General features: G+C 67.7%; 11 protein-coding genes. 4 read left to right on the top strand and 7 right to left on the bottom strand.

Annotation, left to right across the window (positions count from 1 at the left end):
- Window positions 1-77 precede the first annotated feature (77 nt).
- Genes AC07X5_RS07435 through AC07X5_RS07460 form a run of 6 tightly spaced genes read right to left on the bottom strand, consistent with a single transcriptional unit; the run spans window position 78 to window position 10,307 of the window.
- Window positions 78-6,419 carry a hybrid sensor histidine kinase/response regulator gene (locus tag AC07X5_RS07435; RefSeq protein ID WP_494769611.1) on the bottom strand — a complete coding sequence of 2,114 codons (6,342 nt, stop codon included), beginning with the start codon at window positions 6,417-6,419 and terminating at the stop codon, window positions 78-80.
- 51 nt (window positions 6,420-6,470) lie between these two features.
- A complete protein-coding gene (locus AC07X5_RS07440) occupies window positions 6,471-8,756 on the bottom strand; it encodes a methyl-accepting chemotaxis protein (RefSeq protein ID WP_494769612.1) in 2,286 nt (761 codons plus the stop codon).
- Window positions 8,757-8,777: 21 nt separating this feature from the next.
- Window positions 8,778-9,305, bottom strand: coding sequence for a chemotaxis protein CheW (locus AC07X5_RS07445; RefSeq protein ID WP_409959930.1), 528 nt, complete (start codon window positions 9,303-9,305; stop codon window positions 8,778-8,780).
- A 15-nt stretch (window positions 9,306-9,320) separates the two neighbouring features.
- The gene (locus AC07X5_RS07450) at window positions 9,321-9,686 is read right to left on the bottom strand and encodes a response regulator (RefSeq protein WP_007853160.1); all 366 of its coding nucleotides are present in this window, start codon (window positions 9,684-9,686) and stop codon (window positions 9,321-9,323) included.
- On the bottom strand, window positions 9,686-10,084 hold the full coding sequence (locus tag AC07X5_RS07455) for a response regulator (protein WP_005796099.1): 399 nt from the start codon (window positions 10,082-10,084) through the stop codon (window positions 9,686-9,688). The genes AC07X5_RS07450 and AC07X5_RS07455 overlap by 1 nt, the downstream gene beginning before the upstream one ends.
- A gap of 49 nt (window positions 10,085-10,133) precedes the next feature.
- Window positions 10,134-10,307 (bottom strand): rubredoxin, encoded by a 174-nt coding sequence (locus AC07X5_RS07460; RefSeq protein WP_409959927.1) that lies wholly within the window; start codon window positions 10,305-10,307, stop codon window positions 10,134-10,136.
- Window positions 10,308-10,401: 94 nt separating this feature from the next.
- Between AC07X5_RS07460 and thiD the strand changes: the two genes are divergently transcribed.
- Together thiD and hemL are read left to right on the top strand one after the other, a co-directional pair.
- A complete protein-coding gene (gene thiD / locus AC07X5_RS07465) occupies window positions 10,402-11,352 on the top strand; it encodes a bifunctional hydroxymethylpyrimidine kinase/phosphomethylpyrimidine kinase (RefSeq protein WP_494769613.1) in 951 nt (316 codons plus the stop codon).
- On the top strand, window positions 11,336-12,646 hold the full coding sequence (gene hemL, locus AC07X5_RS07470; RefSeq protein WP_494769614.1) for a glutamate-1-semialdehyde 2,1-aminomutase: 1,311 nt from the start codon (window positions 11,336-11,338) through the stop codon (window positions 12,644-12,646). Before thiD ends, hemL begins: the two co-directional genes overlap by 17 nt.
- A 111-nt stretch (window positions 12,647-12,757) precedes the next feature.
- Here hemL and AC07X5_RS07475 read toward each other — a convergent pair whose 3' ends face one another.
- On the bottom strand, window positions 12,758-13,543 hold the full coding sequence (locus AC07X5_RS07475) for an IclR family transcriptional regulator domain-containing protein (protein ID WP_494769615.1): 786 nt from the start codon (window positions 13,541-13,543) through the stop codon (window positions 12,758-12,760).
- A gap of 155 nt (window positions 13,544-13,698) precedes the next feature.
- Here AC07X5_RS07475 and pobA point away from each other — a divergent pair, with 155 nt between their 5' ends.
- The gene (gene pobA / locus AC07X5_RS07480) at window positions 13,699-14,895 is read left to right on the top strand and encodes a 4-hydroxybenzoate 3-monooxygenase (protein ID WP_494769616.1); all 1,197 of its coding nucleotides are present in this window, start codon (window positions 13,699-13,701) and stop codon (window positions 14,893-14,895) included.
- 90 nt (window positions 14,896-14,985) lie between these two features.
- Window positions 14,986-16,761 carry an alkaline phosphatase D family protein gene (locus AC07X5_RS07485; RefSeq protein ID WP_494769617.1) on the top strand — a complete coding sequence of 592 codons (1,776 nt, stop codon included), beginning with the start codon at window positions 14,986-14,988 and terminating at the stop codon, window positions 16,759-16,761.
- Window positions 16,762-16,830 lie beyond the last annotated feature (69 nt).

Below are 16,830 nucleotides of genomic sequence, written 5' to 3' on the forward strand. Positions count from 1 at the left end.
GACACGAAAAAGCCGCTTCGCCCATCCCCCAAAAACCAACGCCTGCACCGGTGAGGGTGCAGGCGTTGCTTGGTGGGTCAGGCCTCTGCGGCAGCGGCGATGCGGGCGTAGTGCTGGATCAGGCTGAGCAGCTCTTCGTCCGAGTACGGTTTGCCCAGGTAGTGGTTCACCCCGAGCTCCATGGCATGCTCGCGGTGCTTCTCGGCGATCCGCGAGGTGATCATGATGATGGGCAGGTCGCGCAGGGCCCCGTCGGCGCGGATGTTCCGCGCCAGGTCGAAGCCGTCCATGCGCGGCATTTCAATGTCCGACAGCACCACGGTCGGACGCTCTTCCTGCAGCCGCTCCAGCGCTTGCAGGCCGTCGGCCGCCAGGGCCACGCGGTAGCCTTCGCGCTGCAGCAGGCGCTGCGTGACGCGGCGCACGGTGATGGAGTCGTCCACCACCAGGATCAGCGGCACCTGGTTGACACCGGAGGACAGCGGCGTACCGGCGGGCGCGCCGGCTTCCACCTTGTCGGTGACCATCGGCAGGTTCTCGCTGGCGGCACGCACCTGGTCGCCATACACGGTGGACAGGGCCACCGGGTTGTAGATCAGCACCACGGCACCCGAGGCCAGCACGGACATGCCGGCCAGGCCGGGCAGGCGCGACAGCTGCGGCCCGAGGTTCTTCACCACCACTTCCTGGTTGCCCAGCACTTCGTCCACGTGCATGGCGATGCGCTGCGAAGCGCTTCGGAAGATCACCACCGGGCGGGTCTTGCCGACGGTTTCATGGCTGCGGGCCGACGCCTGCAGCAGGGCGCCGGCCCAGAAGAAGGGCAGTTGCTCCAGCCCGTCGTCGAAGTGGCCGGCCTTGTAGGCTTCCTGCAGATCGGCCACCGAGGTGCGGCGCACGATCTCCACCAGGTTGGCGGGCACGCCGATGGACAGGTCGCCGGCACGCAGCATCACCACCTGCGTCACGGCCGTGGTCAGCGGCAGCACCATGCGGAAAGCCGTGCCCTGACCGGTTTGGCTGGTGGTCTCGATGCGGCCACCCAGGGCGTTGATCTCGGAGCGCACCACGTCCATGCCGATGCCGCGGCCGGCCAGGCCGGTGACTTCGCTGGCGGTACTGAAACCGGGCGTGAAGATCAGGTTGGCGGCGTCGGCATCGCTGAGTTCCAGGCCGCGCTCGATCAGGCCCTGGGCAATGGCCTTCTCGCGGATGCGCGGCAGGTTCAGGCCGGCGCCGTCGTCGCGGAACTCGACCGACACGTCGTTGCCTTCGTGGTGCAGGTCCACAGTGATGGTGCCCGAGGCCGGCTTGCCGGCGGCCACACGGGCTTCGGGGTTCTCGATGCCGTGGGCCACGCAGTTGCGCAGCAAGTGCTCGAAGGCCGGGGTCATGCGGTCCAGCACGCCGCGGTCCATTTCAATGGAGCCGCCGGTGATGTCGAGCTTGATCTGCTTGCCGGTCTCCTTGGAGGCCTGGCGCACCACGGCGTACAGGCGCTCGGCAATGCCTTCGAACTCCACCATGCGGGTGCGCAGCAGGTCGCGCTGCAGTTCGCGCGCCTGGCGGCCCTGGGCGATCAGGTCGTCTTCGGCGCCTTCCATGGTGCGCTGCAGGTTGCGCTGCACGGTGGCCACGTCGTTGACCGACTCGGCCATCATGCGCGTGAGTTCCTGCACACGGGTGAAGCGGTCGAACTCCAGCGGGTCGAAGCCGGCCGCCGAATCCTTGGACAGGGCCAGGCGCGACTGCATCTGCGATTCGGCCTGCACTTCGATGTCGCGCAGCTGCAGGCGCAGGCGGTCCAAGTTGCCCGACAGGTCGGTCAGCGAAGAGCGGAACTGCGACAGGCGCACGTCCAGGCGCGAGCGGCTGATCATCACCTCGCCGGCCTGGTTGACCAGGCGATCCAGCATCTGGGCGCGCACGCGCACCGACTGGTTGGCCGCAACGCGCAGCGGGGCCAGTTGCGAAGGACCGGGCAGGCGCACGGCCGGGGCCGCGGAGGCCGCCACGGGCCGCTGCTCCGACGGGGCCGGGGCAGCAGCGACCGCGGCCAGGGCCGCAGGCGCTTCAGGAGCGGGGGTTTCGCTGCGGGTCGGCACGGGCAGCGCGACGACGGCGTCGGCCGGGTCCTGGCTACCGATGGCGCTCAGCGCGGCGAAGTTGGCCTCCAGCCCGTCGAAGCTGCCTTGCAGCGGCTCGATCTCGGCGCTGGTGACGGTCTCCACATCGAGCTGCTCGATGGCGGACTCCAGGCGGTGGGCCATTTCACCCAGGCGCATGGCACCAGCCAGGCGCGAACTGCCCTTGAGCGTGTGCAGGGCGCGCAGCACTTCGCTGCGGGCACCCAGGTTGTCGGGGCGCGACGCCCACTGGCGCAGGGCACCACCGAGCTGGGGCAGCAGTTCCTGGGCCTCTTCCTCGAAGATCGGGAAAAGGTCGGGGTCGATCACGTCGATGGCGTCGATGTCGTCGTCGATGTCGGACGACAGCTCCACGGCGCGGGCGATGGCATCGTCCACGTCCTGGTCGTGGTCGTGCACCACGGCCGACAGCGCAGGCGCCACGTGGCCGGTGGGAACCACCGCGGTCACCGGTGGCGGCTCCACCACGGCAGGGGCCGCCGCAGGTGGTTCGGTGGCAGCAGGGCTCTCCAGGGCATCGAGGGCAGCGACCACCGAGTCCGTCATTTCCGGGACCGGCATGTCGTCGGCCTCGTCCTCGGGCGGCGTGAGGGTGTTGTCGACCTCGGTCTCCAGAATCAGGCGCAGTGCGGCCAGGACCTCCTGGCTCGGCTCCTTGAGGAAGCCGGCAGCGAACTGGTGCAACAGGCGGCGGATGTCTTCCGCGGCATCCATGAAGACGCGGGCCTGGTCTTCGGAACCACGCGTCTGCAACTGCACATGCTGCAGCGCATGCTCCAGCACGCGCGCCAGTTCGGACAGGGCGGTGAAGCCCACCGTGGCGGAACTGCCGGCCAGCGAGTGCGCGAGGGCCACGGCCGTGTCCGGCAGGGGTTCGTGCAGCTCCAGCGACCATTCCTGCAGGCAGGTGACGAGGCGGCGCGACCATTCGTCGGCTTCGTTCAGGTAGACGTTGTACAGCGGGATGCCGATGCGCAGGGTTTCGATGACCTTGACGGCCTCGTCGAACGATGCCTCGTCGGCCACGGGCGCAGCGACCGCAGGCGCGGCGGGGCTTGCCGCGACTTCGGGCAGGACTTCGGGCAGGGGCTCCAACACCTCTTCGGCGGGGGCGAAGGGCTCGGCCACCAGGACCGGTTCCTGCGGCGCGGGCTCAGGGGCAAAGGCCTGCAGGGCTTCGGCCTCGGGCAAGGCCTCGGCTGGTGCGGGCGCCGGGGCACCGGCTTCGAGCAACTGGTCGTCGAGTGCGAATTCGAACGGCGTGCCGGACACGGCCTCCACCACGGGCTCGGGCACGGGTGCCGGCGCGGGCTCTGCAGCGATCTCGAAGGTGTCGAGCATCGGCAGATCGAAGTCCACCCCGGCCGGCGCCGCTGCCACCGGCTCGGCCACGACGGCAGGCTCGATGGCTGGAGCCGGCTCGGGGCTGCCGGGTGCCTGGGCGACGGCATCGGCGAAAACCGCGAAGTCGATCTCTTCGGTGACCGTGGAGCTGGTGTCGGGCACTTCCTTGGGCGCCTCGAACGCGATGATCTCCGGCTCGACCGCGTCTTCAGGAACCTCGGTGGAAACGAAGTCGGCGTGGACGATTTCCTCTTCCTGCGGCAGGGCTTCGGGCACGGGCTCCAGGGCAGCAGGGAGCTCCTCGACCAGTTCCGGCACGGGCACGAACTCCTCCACCGGCTGCGGCACGGTGGCCGGAAGTTCGGGCGGCGCCTCGGCGACGATGTCGGCCGGCACGTCGATCAGGGGCACTTCCTCGGCGGCGGCAGGTTCGGCAGCGCCCGGCGTCAGGGACAGGAGCTTGCCGTCCTGGCGCATGGCCTCTGCCGCCTTGCGGAAGGCCTCGGGCTGCCAGTGTGTCGGCGTGCCCGACGCCAGGCTGTCGGCCCAGTCGCCAAAGGCATGCAAGGTATCGGTGGACAGCTGCAGCAGGGGGGGCTGCATGGGCTTTTGCTCGGCCAGCCAGGCATTGAGCACCTGCTCCATCGACCAGGCGGCTTCGCCGAAGTCGTTGAGGCCCACCATGCGCGAGCTGCCCTTGAGGGTGTGGAAGGCTCGGCGCAGCGTGGTCTGCTCGCTCAGCTCGCCCGGCTCGTTGCGCAAGGTGGCGATGGCAGCCAGGCCGGTAGCGACCACTTCGCGCGCTTCCTCCAGGAAGATCTCGAGCAGTTCGTCCTCGACGGCGACGGGCGGCCGCACCACCGGCGCCGATACCACCGGCGCGGGAGCGGCCACAGGTGCCGGCGCAGGAGCCGGCTCGGGCGCCACGGGAGCGGCACCCAGATGACCGAAGCCGATCTCGGGAGCCAGTTGCTCCACCGGCGCGGGCGCCGGGGCTGGTGCCGAGAATTCACCCGGCAGTGGCGAGAAGTCGGTGGGGGCGCTTTCCGGCTCTTCGACCGGGAAACGCGGCACCACGTCGGGCAGCGGAATGGCTGCGCGCTCTTCGAGCTTGGCCGGCGTGGCTTCCTGGGTGCTGTCGGTGGCGCGCGAGCGCGTGCGGCCGGTGAGGATGCGCAGTTCGCCCTGTTCCTCGTCGTAGACGAAGAGCTTGCGCGCCATGGCACGCTGGTAGCTCAGCATGTCGATCAGGAAGCCCAGGGCCCCCATGCTGCTGCCCAGCTTCTCGAAGGCGGGCTGGCGCTCTTCCTCGGGAATTTCGTTGATGAGCAGGCGGTCGACGGTGTCGCGCATGCGCACCACGGCCAGCGAGGCCTGGTCCAGGCCCAGCACGGACAGCACGCCGCGCATCTGCGCCATGTGGCCAGGCACCGGCGCCAGCACGGCGACATCCTTGGGGTCGCGGAAGAACAGGTCGAGCGATTTCTCGGCTTCGGCCAGGGTGGCACGCAGCTCGTCCACCACGCTGCCCATGGTCTGGTTGTCGCTGACACGGCGGTACAGCTCTTCCATCCACGCTTCCAGGGGCTCGGGCTCGGCACCGGCGCCCACGGCTTCGAGCCGTTCGGAAAGGCGGGCGGCACGCTCGGCCATCTGGTCCTCGGCGGCGTCGAGCTCCTCGAACGCGGCCTGCAGGTACAGCACCGAGGTGGCCACTTCCATGGCCAGCGCGGCCGATGGCGGCTCGCCGGACCGGGTGGTGGCGTCCATCACGTGCGTGAGCGCCGTGGCCAGCTTCTCGCTGCCGGGGCTGAGCTTGCGCAGCGAATCGCAGACCAGGCTGAACTGGTCGGCAGCGGGCTTGATCTTGTTGCGGTCACCGCCGGCCAGGGCCGACCAGGTCTCGGTGGCGGCGGCAATGCGCTTTCGGGCCTGGGCCAGCACGGCCGGGTCGAAGCGGCCGAAGCGCGCGGTCTCGTAGTCCACGGGCTTGAAGCGGTCCAGGCTGAAGGCCTGGCGCACGCTCATCAGCGCGGGGAACCTGGCCTCCGCGCCCGCAGGCACGGTGGCCTGCGAGCAGAAGAACAGCAGGTCCTGCACCAGGCGGTCGGCGATGGTGGGGTCGCCCTTGGCCAGGGTGGCGTACTGCATGAGCACGCGCGAGGCCACGCGCTTCACATACACGTCGGGTGGCAGCAGGCCGCCGGCAAAGGCCTCGAAGAAGGCGGCGCAGATCTTCCAGAAGGCACGCGACTGGCGGTCCTGCTGGGCAGCCACGAAGCCCAGGCAGGTGTCGTACATGGCGCGGGCGGCCTTGAGGTCGCCCGACTTGACGATGCGCAGCACGGCCGCGTCCAGCTGGCCGCGCGCCTGGGGTCCGTACGGCAGGGGCTGTGCGGGGATGGTGACCTCGGGCTCGCGAAAGCGCCGTTCCACGGGCCACAGGTCGGCTGGGTGCACGCGCTCGGCACCGGCCAGGGCCTGGGCATCGCGGTACTGGGGGAACAGGGCCACTGCCGAGATGGACTTGCCGGCCAGGACGCTTTCCAGGAATTCAATCAGGCCGAAGCTGGCCTTCTCGATGGTGTTGGTGGCCTCGTCGGTGCACAGCTCGGGGCGTTGCACGAAGCGCTGCACCGCTGCTTCCATGGCGCGCAGCACGAGCGCTGGCGGGCCCATGCCCACCATTTCGAGCGCGCCGCTGGCCTGGTGCAGTTGCTGGCGCGCGATGCGCAGGGCACCGGCGTCGAGCGCGGCCAGGTCGGATTCATTGGCGCTTTCCACATCGCGCACGAAGCGGCGCATGGATTTGACGGCACCGCCCAGGGATTTGCGCAGTTCGTCCAGCACCCAGGCCAAAGGACCCAGGTCCTGATCTCCCTGGGTCCAGTCTGCGGCCGGTGCATTTTTGACATCAATAGATGGCATGGGTTAGTCCCCGGCTGCAATGAGCCAGCTGGTTGATGACTACGGATCGCCTCAGGCGATCTTGAAACGGGCGACAGACTGGCGCAGTTCTTCGGCCATGTGCGACAGTTCGCGCACCTGCTGGGCCGTCGTGCGGGTGCCTTCTCCGGTCTGCTCCGTCACGGCAAAAATGTGCTGGATGTTGTCGGCCACTTCGTTTGCCAGAACGGCTTCGCGGGAGGTCGAGGACGAGATCTGTTCGATCAGTTCGGCAAGGCGGCGCGACACGCGGTCGATCTCGGTCAGCGCAGTACCGGCGGAGTCGGAGAGGCGGGCCCCTTCCACCACGCCCTGCGTGGAGCGTTCCATAGCGGCCACGGCATCCTGGGTGTCGGTCTGAATGGCTTTCACGAGCGCCGAGATCTGGCGCGTGGCGTCTGCGGAGCGTTCAGCAAGGCGCTGCACTTCTTCCGCCACCACCGAGAAGCCGCGGCCGGCTTCACCGGCGGATGCGGCCTGGATGGCAGCGTTCAGGGCCAGCACGTTCGTCTGCTCGGTAATGTCGGAAATCAGTTCGGTGATTTCACCGATCTCCTGCGAGGATTCGCCCAGGCGCTTGATGCGCTTGGAGGTGTCCTGGATCTGGTCGCGGATGGAGTTCATACCGCCGATGGCGTTCTGCACGGCTTGCAGACCCGAGTCGGCGGCTTGCAGCGATTGGCGGGCCACCGTGGCGGATTCCTGCGCCTGCGTGGACACTTCGTTGATTCGGGTCGCCATGTCCAGAACCGAGCGGCCGGTTTCGCGGATTTCGCGCAGCTGTTCGGTCGAGGCGGCCAGCAGTTCGGTCGAGGTGGAGTCCACCTGGGCCGTCGTCTGTGCCACGCGGGTCGCCGTATTCTGCACGCTGCCCACCAGCTGGCGCAGTTCTTCCACCGTGTAGTTCACCGAGTCGGCGATGGCGCCGGTGATGTCCTCGGTCACGGTGGCTTCCTGGGTCAGGTCACCTTCAGCGACCGACTGCAGTTCGTTCATCAAACGCAAAATGGCGGCCTGGTTGGCGTCGTTGACGCGCTTGGCTTCCTGCTCCTGGCGCTTGGCGTCCTTTTGCTGCGATTCGGCAGCGGTCTGGCGACCACGGCTGTCCAGCAGTTGCACACGCGAGATGCCGACACCGCAAGCCAGCACGAACAGGGCGGCAAGGGCCAGGGCACCGATCTGTCCGGCGCCCAGACCGGTCTGCGCAGACAGCTTGCCCTGCAGGTTTTCCAGCTGGCGGCGCAGCGGCTCGCTGTCGGCAATGATGGCGGACTGTGCTTCCCGGGCGGACACCAGGCCCTGCAGGTTGCCCAGGATGGCGCTGGCCTGCGTGCGGGTCTGCTCGTACAGCTTCACGAGGGCCTCGAGCTGCTCGCGCGTCTGTGCGTCCTTGGTGGCGGCCAGGCGCAGTTCGGGGCTGCCGTCGAGCAGGCCCTGGGCGATTTCCTTGAACGAGTTCAAGTCCTTGCCCAGCAGGAACACGGCCTCGGGGCTCACGCCTTCCATGGTCTGGAATTCGTTGGCGGACTTGCCGATGCGCTGGGTCAGCATCACGAGCTGGCCGGCGGCGGAGATTTCGGCCGCGGGGGCGTTCTGCTGCAGCTTGAGCGAGGACACCGTTTCGGCGATTTCCAGCAGGTCGGACGACTGGCGGTTGATGGTGCGCAGAGCGTCGCCCACCTGGGTCAGGATCTTCTGCTGGCCCATCACCACGCCGGCGTTGCGCTCTGCGCGCTCCATCAGGGGCGTCACGGCATCCAGGTCGGGCTTGTAGGGTTCGCCCAGCGATTGCACGCCGAGTTCGTTGTCGCCAGCGGTCAGGGCGCGCACGTTGCGCGCCAGCACGCCCGAGCTTTCCACCACGTCGGGGAAGGCCTGGGGGCTGCCCACCAGGGCCTGCGAGACCGACTTGGCCAGGCGCTGCGACTGCATCAGGGACTGGCCGGTAGCGGCGAGCTGCTGTGCGGAGCGGTCCGCCTGCTGCAGCACCCAGGCCGCAATCGCGCCCAGCACCACCACACCGATGGCCAGCAGGGCCAGCAGGCGGCGTTGGTGGCCGGCGGCCGTGGAAGTCCCCAGCACCGGCAGCGAGATCAAGTCCTGGTCGCCATCGACCTCGCCGATCTCGGTGGCATAGCCACCGGGGTCGCCCTGCACGCTGTTCATCGCGTCGCTCTGGTACTCGCGCAGCGCGGCTGCCTCGAGCGAACCGGTCCCCAGCACGTCCTGGCCGTCATCGGCTGCGGCGTGGCCCGCTGCGGCGTCCCGCGTGCCGGGCTTCCGGTTGAACAGTTTTCCAAATTGATTGACGACGGACATGGTGCAGCCTTACAGAAAAACTCAAGCACTGATGCTCAGGAAAGCGGGATGTTGGGACAGGATCTGCAGATTGAGCTCCTGCCAGCGCGCGCCACCTGCATCGATGTAGGTGGTGCCGAAGAATGCCGGAGACTCCGGCGCAGGAGGCTCGGACGACACGAAGGAGTCCGTGCCGCGCAGACCGGCCAGGCGGTCCACCAGCAGCGCGGCATTCACCTCGAGCACGGCATTGAAGGCCAGCAGGCTGGCCTCGGACAGGGCCTGCTCGGTGCGCGTGACCGTGGTGCCCAGCATGCCGGCGAGATCGGCCACGCCGACCAGGCCGCCGCGCAGGTTGGCGACACCCAGGAACCAGCTTTGCGTGTACGGCACGGGCTGGACGGTGACCCAAGGAAAAATCTCGCCCGATTGGGCGAGAGGTAGAAGGTAGTACTGCCCTGCTGTCTCTACAGCCAGCCAGGACGATACGGACAAGCCTTCCGTTCTGGCGGCCTGCAGGCGGCTGGCCAGTCGGACTTGTAGCTCGCGGAGGGCTTCGCGGTTGGCCATGAAAGCGCCGCCGCCTCAGTTCAGCGCGTCAATCTTGGCCTGCAGCTCGGCGGGATCCACCGGCTTGGTGATGTAGCCGCGCGCACCCTGGCGCATACCCCAGACCCGGTCGGTCTCCTGGTTCTTGCTGGTGCACATGATGATGGGCACGTCGGCGTACAGAGGATCACGGGTGATCGCACGCGTGAGCTGAAAGCCGTTCTGGCCGGGCATCACCACGTCCATGAGGATCAGGTCGGGCTTGTCTTCGGCCAGGCGGCGGAAGGCTTCTTCGGCGTTCTCGGCCGTGCGCACCTGCATGCCTTTTTTCTGCAGCAGGTCCGTCAGAAACATCAACTCGGTCTTCGAATCGTCGACGACCAGAACTTTCTGGATGGGCATTACATCGCTCCTTGTTGGGAATTGCCAAATTGCTGCACAGCCTGCAGCAACTGGTCTTTGGTAAACGGTTTGGTGAGATATTCCTGGCAGCCGACCATGCGCCCGCGCGCCTTGTCGAATACGCCGTCCTTGGAGGACAGCATCACCACCGGGGTATCTGCGAAACGGGCATTGCGCTTGATGATCGCGCAGGTCTGGTACCCGTCGAGCTTGGGCATGAGAATGTCACAGAAAATCAGCTGCGGCTGGTAATCGTTCACTTTCGCCAAAGCATCAAAGCCGTCGTCTGCCAACAAGACTTCGTGCCCCCCCTGCTTGAGAAAAATCTCGGCGCTTCGGCGGATGGTATTGCTGTCATCCACCACGAGCACTTTGAAAGATGCGCCTGTTGTAGTCAATTGCTAATGCTCCCGATGGAAAAATAAACAGCGCGGCAGGAGCCGCGCCTCAAATCTGAACCATCTCGAAATCTTCCTTGCGGGCGCCACATTCCGGACAGGTCCAATTCATGGGAACCTGCTCCCATGGAGTGTTGGGGGCAATGCCGTGCTCGGGCGCACCCTGTGCCTCGTCATATATCCACCCGCAAATCAAACACATCCAAGTTTTAGAGTCGGTCACAGCTTAAAGGGCCTTCACATAGAATGCAACGATTGTATCTAGTCATCTCCCCGGGCTGCGGCTTCCTTGCCACCCCCTATGCTGCCACTGGCCCATGACATCTTCCGCACCTTCCCCCTCCAACATCGATGACATCGACGACGCATCCGGCGACGAAGCGAGCCCGGCCTGCGTGCTGGTCTTCAACGCCAACGATCCCAGCGGTGCCGGCGGCCTGACGGCCGACATCACCACCATCGCATCGGTCGGCGGCCACCCCATCGCGGTGGTCACAGGCGCCTACGCACGCGATACGGCGCAGATATTCGACCATTTCAGCTTCGACGACGAGGCCGTTTCGGAGCAGGCCCGGGCCGTGCTCGAGGACATGCCCGTGCAGGCCATCAAGGTGGGTTTCGTGGGCTGCCCCGAGAACATCAGCGCCATCGCCGAAATAACCACAGACTATGACGAAGTCCCAGTGATAGCGTACATGCCCAACCTGTCCTGGTGGACGGATGAGCAGATCGACGAGTACCTGGACGCCTTCCGCGAGCTGTTGTTGCCGCAGACCTCAGTGTTGGTTGGAAACCACAGCACGCTGTGGCGCTGGCTGCTGCCGGACTGGAAAAGCGACCGCAACCCGACCGCACGCGACATTGCCCGGGCCGCATCCGAGATGGGCGTGCCCTACACCCTGGTCACCGGCATCCCCCTGCCCGAGCAGTTCGTCGAGAACGTGCTGGCCTCGCCGCAGACGGTGCTGGGCAGCGGCAAGTTCGAACTCTTCGATGCCACCTTCTCGGGTGCGGGCGACACGCTCTCGGCGGCGCTCACCGCCCTGGTGGCCAGCGGCAACGACCTGGGCGAGGCCACCAGCGAGGCGCTGGGCTACCTGGACCGCTGCCTGGATGCCGGCTTTCGCCCCGGAATGGGGCACATCGTGCCCGACCGCATGTTCTGGGCCCAGCCCGACGATGAGGACGGGGAAGACGAAGAAGCCGCCCTTGACGACACCACGGCCATCGAAGGTTTCGTGATGCCCCCCCATGACACAAAGCACTGACCTCAACATTCCCCTGTTCGAACGCGCCAAGGCCCTGATCCCGGGCGGCGTGAATTCGCCCGTGCGCGCCTTCAAGGCCGTGGGCGGCACGCCGCGCTTCGTCAAGCGTGCCCAGGGCGCCCATTTCTGGGACGCCAACGACCAGCGCTTCATCGACTACATCGGCTCCTGGGGACCCATGATCCTGGGCCACGGCCACCCCACCGTGGTCGAGGCGGTGCAGAAGGCCGCGCTGGAAGGCTTCAGCTTCGGCGCGCCGACCGAGCGCGAAGTGGAACTGGCCGAGGAGATCATCGGCCTGGTGCCCTCGATGGAGATGATCCGCCTGGTCAGCTCGGGCACCGAGGCCGGCATGAGCGCCATCCGCCTGGCGCGCGGCGCCACCGGCCGCAGCAAGATCATCAAGTTCAATGGCTGCTACCACGGCCATGCCGATGCACTGCTGGTCAAGGCCGGCTCGGGCCTGGCGACCTTCGGCAATGCCACCAGCGCGGGCGTGCCGCCCGAGGTGGTGCAACACACCCTGGTGCTGGAGTACAACGACATCGCCCAGCTGGAGGAGGCCTTCGCCCTGCACGGCAAGGACCTGGCCTGCCTGATGATCGAGCCGATCGCCGGCAACATGAACTTCGTGCGCGCGAGCGTGCCCTTCATGCAGCGCTGCCGCGAGCTGTGCACCGAATACGGTGCGCTGCTGGTGCTGGACGAGGTGATGACGGGTTTCCGCGTCGGCCTGACCAGCGCTCAGGGCGTGTACGCCAAGAGCATCCCCGGCTTCAAGCCCGACCTCACGGTGCTGGGCAAGGTCATCGGCGGCGGCATGCCGCTGGCGGCCTTCGGCGGGCCGCGCGCCATCATGGAACACCTGGCCCCCATTGGCGCGGTGTACCAGGCCGGCACGCTGTCAGGCAACCCGGTGGCCACGGCCTGCGGCCTGGCCACGCTGCGCGAGATCAAGAAGCCCGGCTTCTTCGACGCCCTGTCGGCCCGCACGCAATCGCTGGTGGATGGCCTCAAGGCCGCCGCGGCCGCCGAGGGCGTACCCTTCAGCGCCGACTGCGAAGGCGGCATGTTCGGCTTCTTCCTCTTGCCCAACCTGCCCCAGAGCTACCCCGAGGTGCTGACTACCGACAGCGCCCGCTTCAACCAGCTGTTCCATGGGCTGCTGGACCGCAGTATCTATATAGCGCCTGCGCTGTACGAGGCCGGCTTCGTGAGCTCGGCCCACAGCGAAGAGGACATCGCCACCACGGTGGCCGCCGCGCGCGAAGTCTTCAAGACGCTCGCAAAATAAGCAGCGCGTCCAGCCGGTTCGCATTCGGCCGGATAACTAGGCGGGGAGCCGCAGACAGTGCTGTAGCACGGCAAGGCGCCCCAACGACGTTAGCCGGCTGTAGGCAATCGGTCACAGGAGCCCGCGCAACTCGCGGGCGGCTTCCTGCAGCAGCGGCAGCATCTCGCGCTGCAGACTGCCCTCGTCCAGTTGCTTGGGTGAGGCCACCACATTGAGCGCCGCCACGGTCTGCCCCTGCAGGTTGCGCAGCGGGACGGCCAGGGCGTGCACGCCCAGCTCGTGCTCTTCCACCGCCAGGCACCAGTCGTCGCGCCGCGCACGCGCGATGGCCTGGCGCAGCGGGCCGACCTGGGTAAGGGTATGGGGCGTGAGCCGCTGCAGCGCAGCGCCCTTGAGCCAGGCCGTGAGCTGTGGCGCGGGCAGCGCCGCCAGCAGCACCCGCCCGGTGGACGTGGGGTGCGCCGGCAGCCGCGCACCCAGGTGCAGGCCATAGGCCAGCACGCGCGAGGGCGCGCCGTACACCCCGCTGCGCGCCACGATCACCACCTCGCTGCCATCGAGCACCACCGCCGAAAAGGACTGCTGGGTCTGCGCGGCCAGGCGGTTGAGCGTGGGCTGCAGCACGCGTGGCAGCCGGGCCGACGCCAGGTAGCTGCCCGAGAAGCGCAGCACCTTGGGCGCCAGCCAGAAATAGCTGCCATCGCTCTCCAGGTACCCGAGGTGCGCCAGCGTGAGCAGGTGCCGGCGCGCCGCCGCGCGCGTGAGGCCGGTGCGCTGCGCGGCCAGCGTGGCGTTGAGGCGCTGGCGCTCGGTGTCGAAGCTCTCCAGCACGGCCATGCCCTTGGCCATGCCTTCGATGAGGTCGGCCTTGGCGATGGTGGGGGCGGGGGAGGTCATGGACAAAGGATTGCGCGATCATCGCACAAAGCATCCACTGATCGCACGCAACCGGCCTGGCGGCATCGCGCTTTGACCTGCATCAACCTACGCTTGGGCCATGCCTCTGAGCCAGTTCTCAGGGTCTTCATCCCCCAGCTTTGCGAGGTTCCTCCATGCGTACCCAGGTTGCCATCATCGGCGCCGGCCCGGCCGGCCTGCTGCTCGGCCAGTTGCTGCACACATCCGGCATCGACGCCGTCATCATCGAACAGCGCAGCGCCGACTATGTGCTCGGCCGCATCCGCGCCGGCGTGCTTGAACAGGTCACCATGGACCTGCTGGAAAAGGCCGGCGTGAGCGCCCGCGCCCACGCCCAGGGCCTGCCGCACGATGGCATCGAACTCTTGTTCAAGGGCGCGCGCCACCGCATCGACCTGCACGCCCTGTCTGGCGGCAGCCGCGTCACGGTGTACGGCCAGACCGAGGTCACGCACGACCTGATGGACGCGCGCGCCGCCGCGGGCCTCACCACCGTGTACGAGGCGGGCAACGTGAGCGTGCACGACTTCGACGGTGGCAAGCCGCGTGTGACCTACGAGAAGGACGGCCAGACGCATGAGGTCGTGTGCGACTTCATCGCCGGCTGCGACGGCTACCACGGCGTCTGCCGCGCCAGCGTGCCGGCCGCTGCGCTCAAGACCTACGAGCGCGTCTACCCCTTTGGCTGGCTGGGCGTGCTGGCCGACGTGCCGCCCGTCTCGCACGAGCTGATCTACGCCAACACCGAGCGCGGTTTCGCGCTGTGCAGCATGCGCAGCACCACGCGCAGCCGCTACTACCTGCAGGTGCCCGACACCGACAAGGTCGAGAACTGGAGCATCGACCAGTTCTGGGCCGAACTGGGCAACCGGCTGGACCCTGAGGCGCGGGACAACCTGGTCACCGGCCCGGCGCTGGAGATGAGCATCGCCCCACTGCGCAGCTTCGTGGCCGAGCCCATGCGCTTCGGCCGCCTGTTCCTCGCGGGCGACGCGGCCCACATCGTGCCGCCCACCGGCGCCAAGGGCCTGAACCTGGCCGCCAGCGACGTGGGCTACCTGTGGAACGCGTTTGCCGACTACTACGGCGAGAAGTCCAGCGCCGGCATCGACACCTACTCCGACCGCTGCCTGCGCCGCGTCTGGCGCGCCGAGCGCTTCTCGTGGTGGTTCACCTCGCTGATGCACCGCTTTCCGGACACCGGCGAGTTCGGCCAGAAGATGCAGGAGGCCGAGCTCGACTATTTGATCCACTCGCGCGCGGCATCGACCGCGCTGGCCGAGAACTACGTGGGCCTGCCGATGGATTTTGGAATGCCCCCGGGCGCGTAGGGCCCGGCCATCCGGCAGGCAGCGGCAGGGCCGGTTCATCGATCCGTCACGGCACCGTGCGAGGCTTGGCGGTTTCAAAGGATCGCCCCCATGAACCGCCCTCCCCGCTCCGACCGCCCTCTGACCAACCTGCTGCATCCCGAAGGCGCTGAAACCGACCATGCCGCTCCGGCCGATGCCGGCCGCCGGGTCTTCGTGCGCCAGCTGGCGCTCGGCGCCACCGCACTGGGCACCTTGCCGCTGGCCGCCTGTGGCGGCAGCGATGACGGCCCCGCGGTGCGCTTTGCCCATGGCGTGGCCAGTGGCGACCCGCTGAGCGACCGCGTGATCCTCTGGACCCGCGTCACCCCGCCGGCCGACTACCGCGACGATATCCCCGTGCGCTGGGAACTGGCCAGCGATGCCGCCTTTTCCACCATCGTGGTCCAGGGCACGGCCACCGCCACGGCCGCCCGCGACTTCACCGTCAAGGTCGATGCCACAGGCCTCAAGCCCGCCACGCAGTATTACTACCGCTTCACGTCCTACGCAGCCACCTCGCCCGTGGCGCGCACGCGCACCCTGCCCACCGGCAGCGTGGCGCAGGTGCGGCTGGCCGTGTTCTCGTGCGCCAACTACCCGACCGGCTACTTCAACGTCTATGCCGACGCGGCACGCCGCAACGACCTCGACGCCACGGTGCACCTGGGCGACTACCTGTACGAGTACGCGCGCGGCGGCTACGCCTCCACCAATGCAGAGCAACTGGGCCGCCTGGCCCAGCCCGCGGGCGAGATCCTCTCGCTGGCCGACTACCGCACGCGCCACGCGCAGTACCGCAGCGACCTGGACCTGCAGGCCCTGCATGCCGTGGCCCCGATGATCGCCGTGTGGGACGACCACGAGATCGCCAACGACACCTGGATGAACGGCGCCGAAAACCACCAGAGCGCCACCGAAGGCATTTTTGCCACGCGCAAGGCCGCCGCCATGCAGGCCTACCACGAGTGGATGCCCACCCGCAACGCGCAGCCCGAGCTGATCTACCGCAGCTTCGCCTTCGGCAACCTGGTCGCCCTGCACATGCTCGACACGCGCGTGATCGGGCGCGACGAGCAGGTCGACTATGCACGCTTCTTCACGGCCAACGGCTTCGATGCGGCGGGCTTCACCGCAGCCGTGGGGGCGCCCACGCGCCAGCTCATGGGTGCCACCCAGACCCAGTGGCTGCAGCAGCAGATGGCAGCATCGAACGCCACTTGGCAGGTACTGGGCCAGCAGGTGCTGATGGGGCGCATGAACATCCCTGCGCCCATCCTCATCGACACGCTGCAGCCCGGCACGGGCGTCTCGGTATCGCAATACGCCGCCATGGTCGCCAAGGCCCAGGCGGCACCGGCCACGCTGACGGCCACCGAGAAGGCCGTCCTCGCGCAACCCTCCATCCCGTACAACCTGGACGCCTGGGACGGCTACCAGGCCGCACGCGAAACCGTGCTGGGCATGGCCCGTGGCCTGGACAAGAACCTGGTGGTGCTGGCCGGCGACACCCACAACGCCTGGGCCAACGAGCTGGCCGACATGAACGGCAATGCCGTGGGCGTGGAGTTCGCCACCTCCTCCGTCACCTCGCCCGGCTTCGAGGAATACCTGTCCAAGGAAAATCCGGCCGTGCTGGCCGGCGCCCTGCAGCAGTTGATCAAGACGCTGAAATACTGCGACACCTCGCGCCGCGGCTACATGGTGCTCACTGCCACGCCCACCGAATGCCGCGCCGACTGGGTGTACGTGAACACCATTAACAGCCGCAACTACACGGCCAGCACCGACAAATCGCTCAAGGTGCTGGCCGGCGCCGCAGGGCGCGGGCGCATCGTGGCGGCCTGACCCTGCCTGCGTCCAAAGAAAAAGGCGGCCCGGGCCGCCTTTGTTATTTTGCAGGTGGCGATGCCAACG

The organism is Acidovorax sp. GW458-11-26-14-TSB4, from assembly GCF_059423865.1.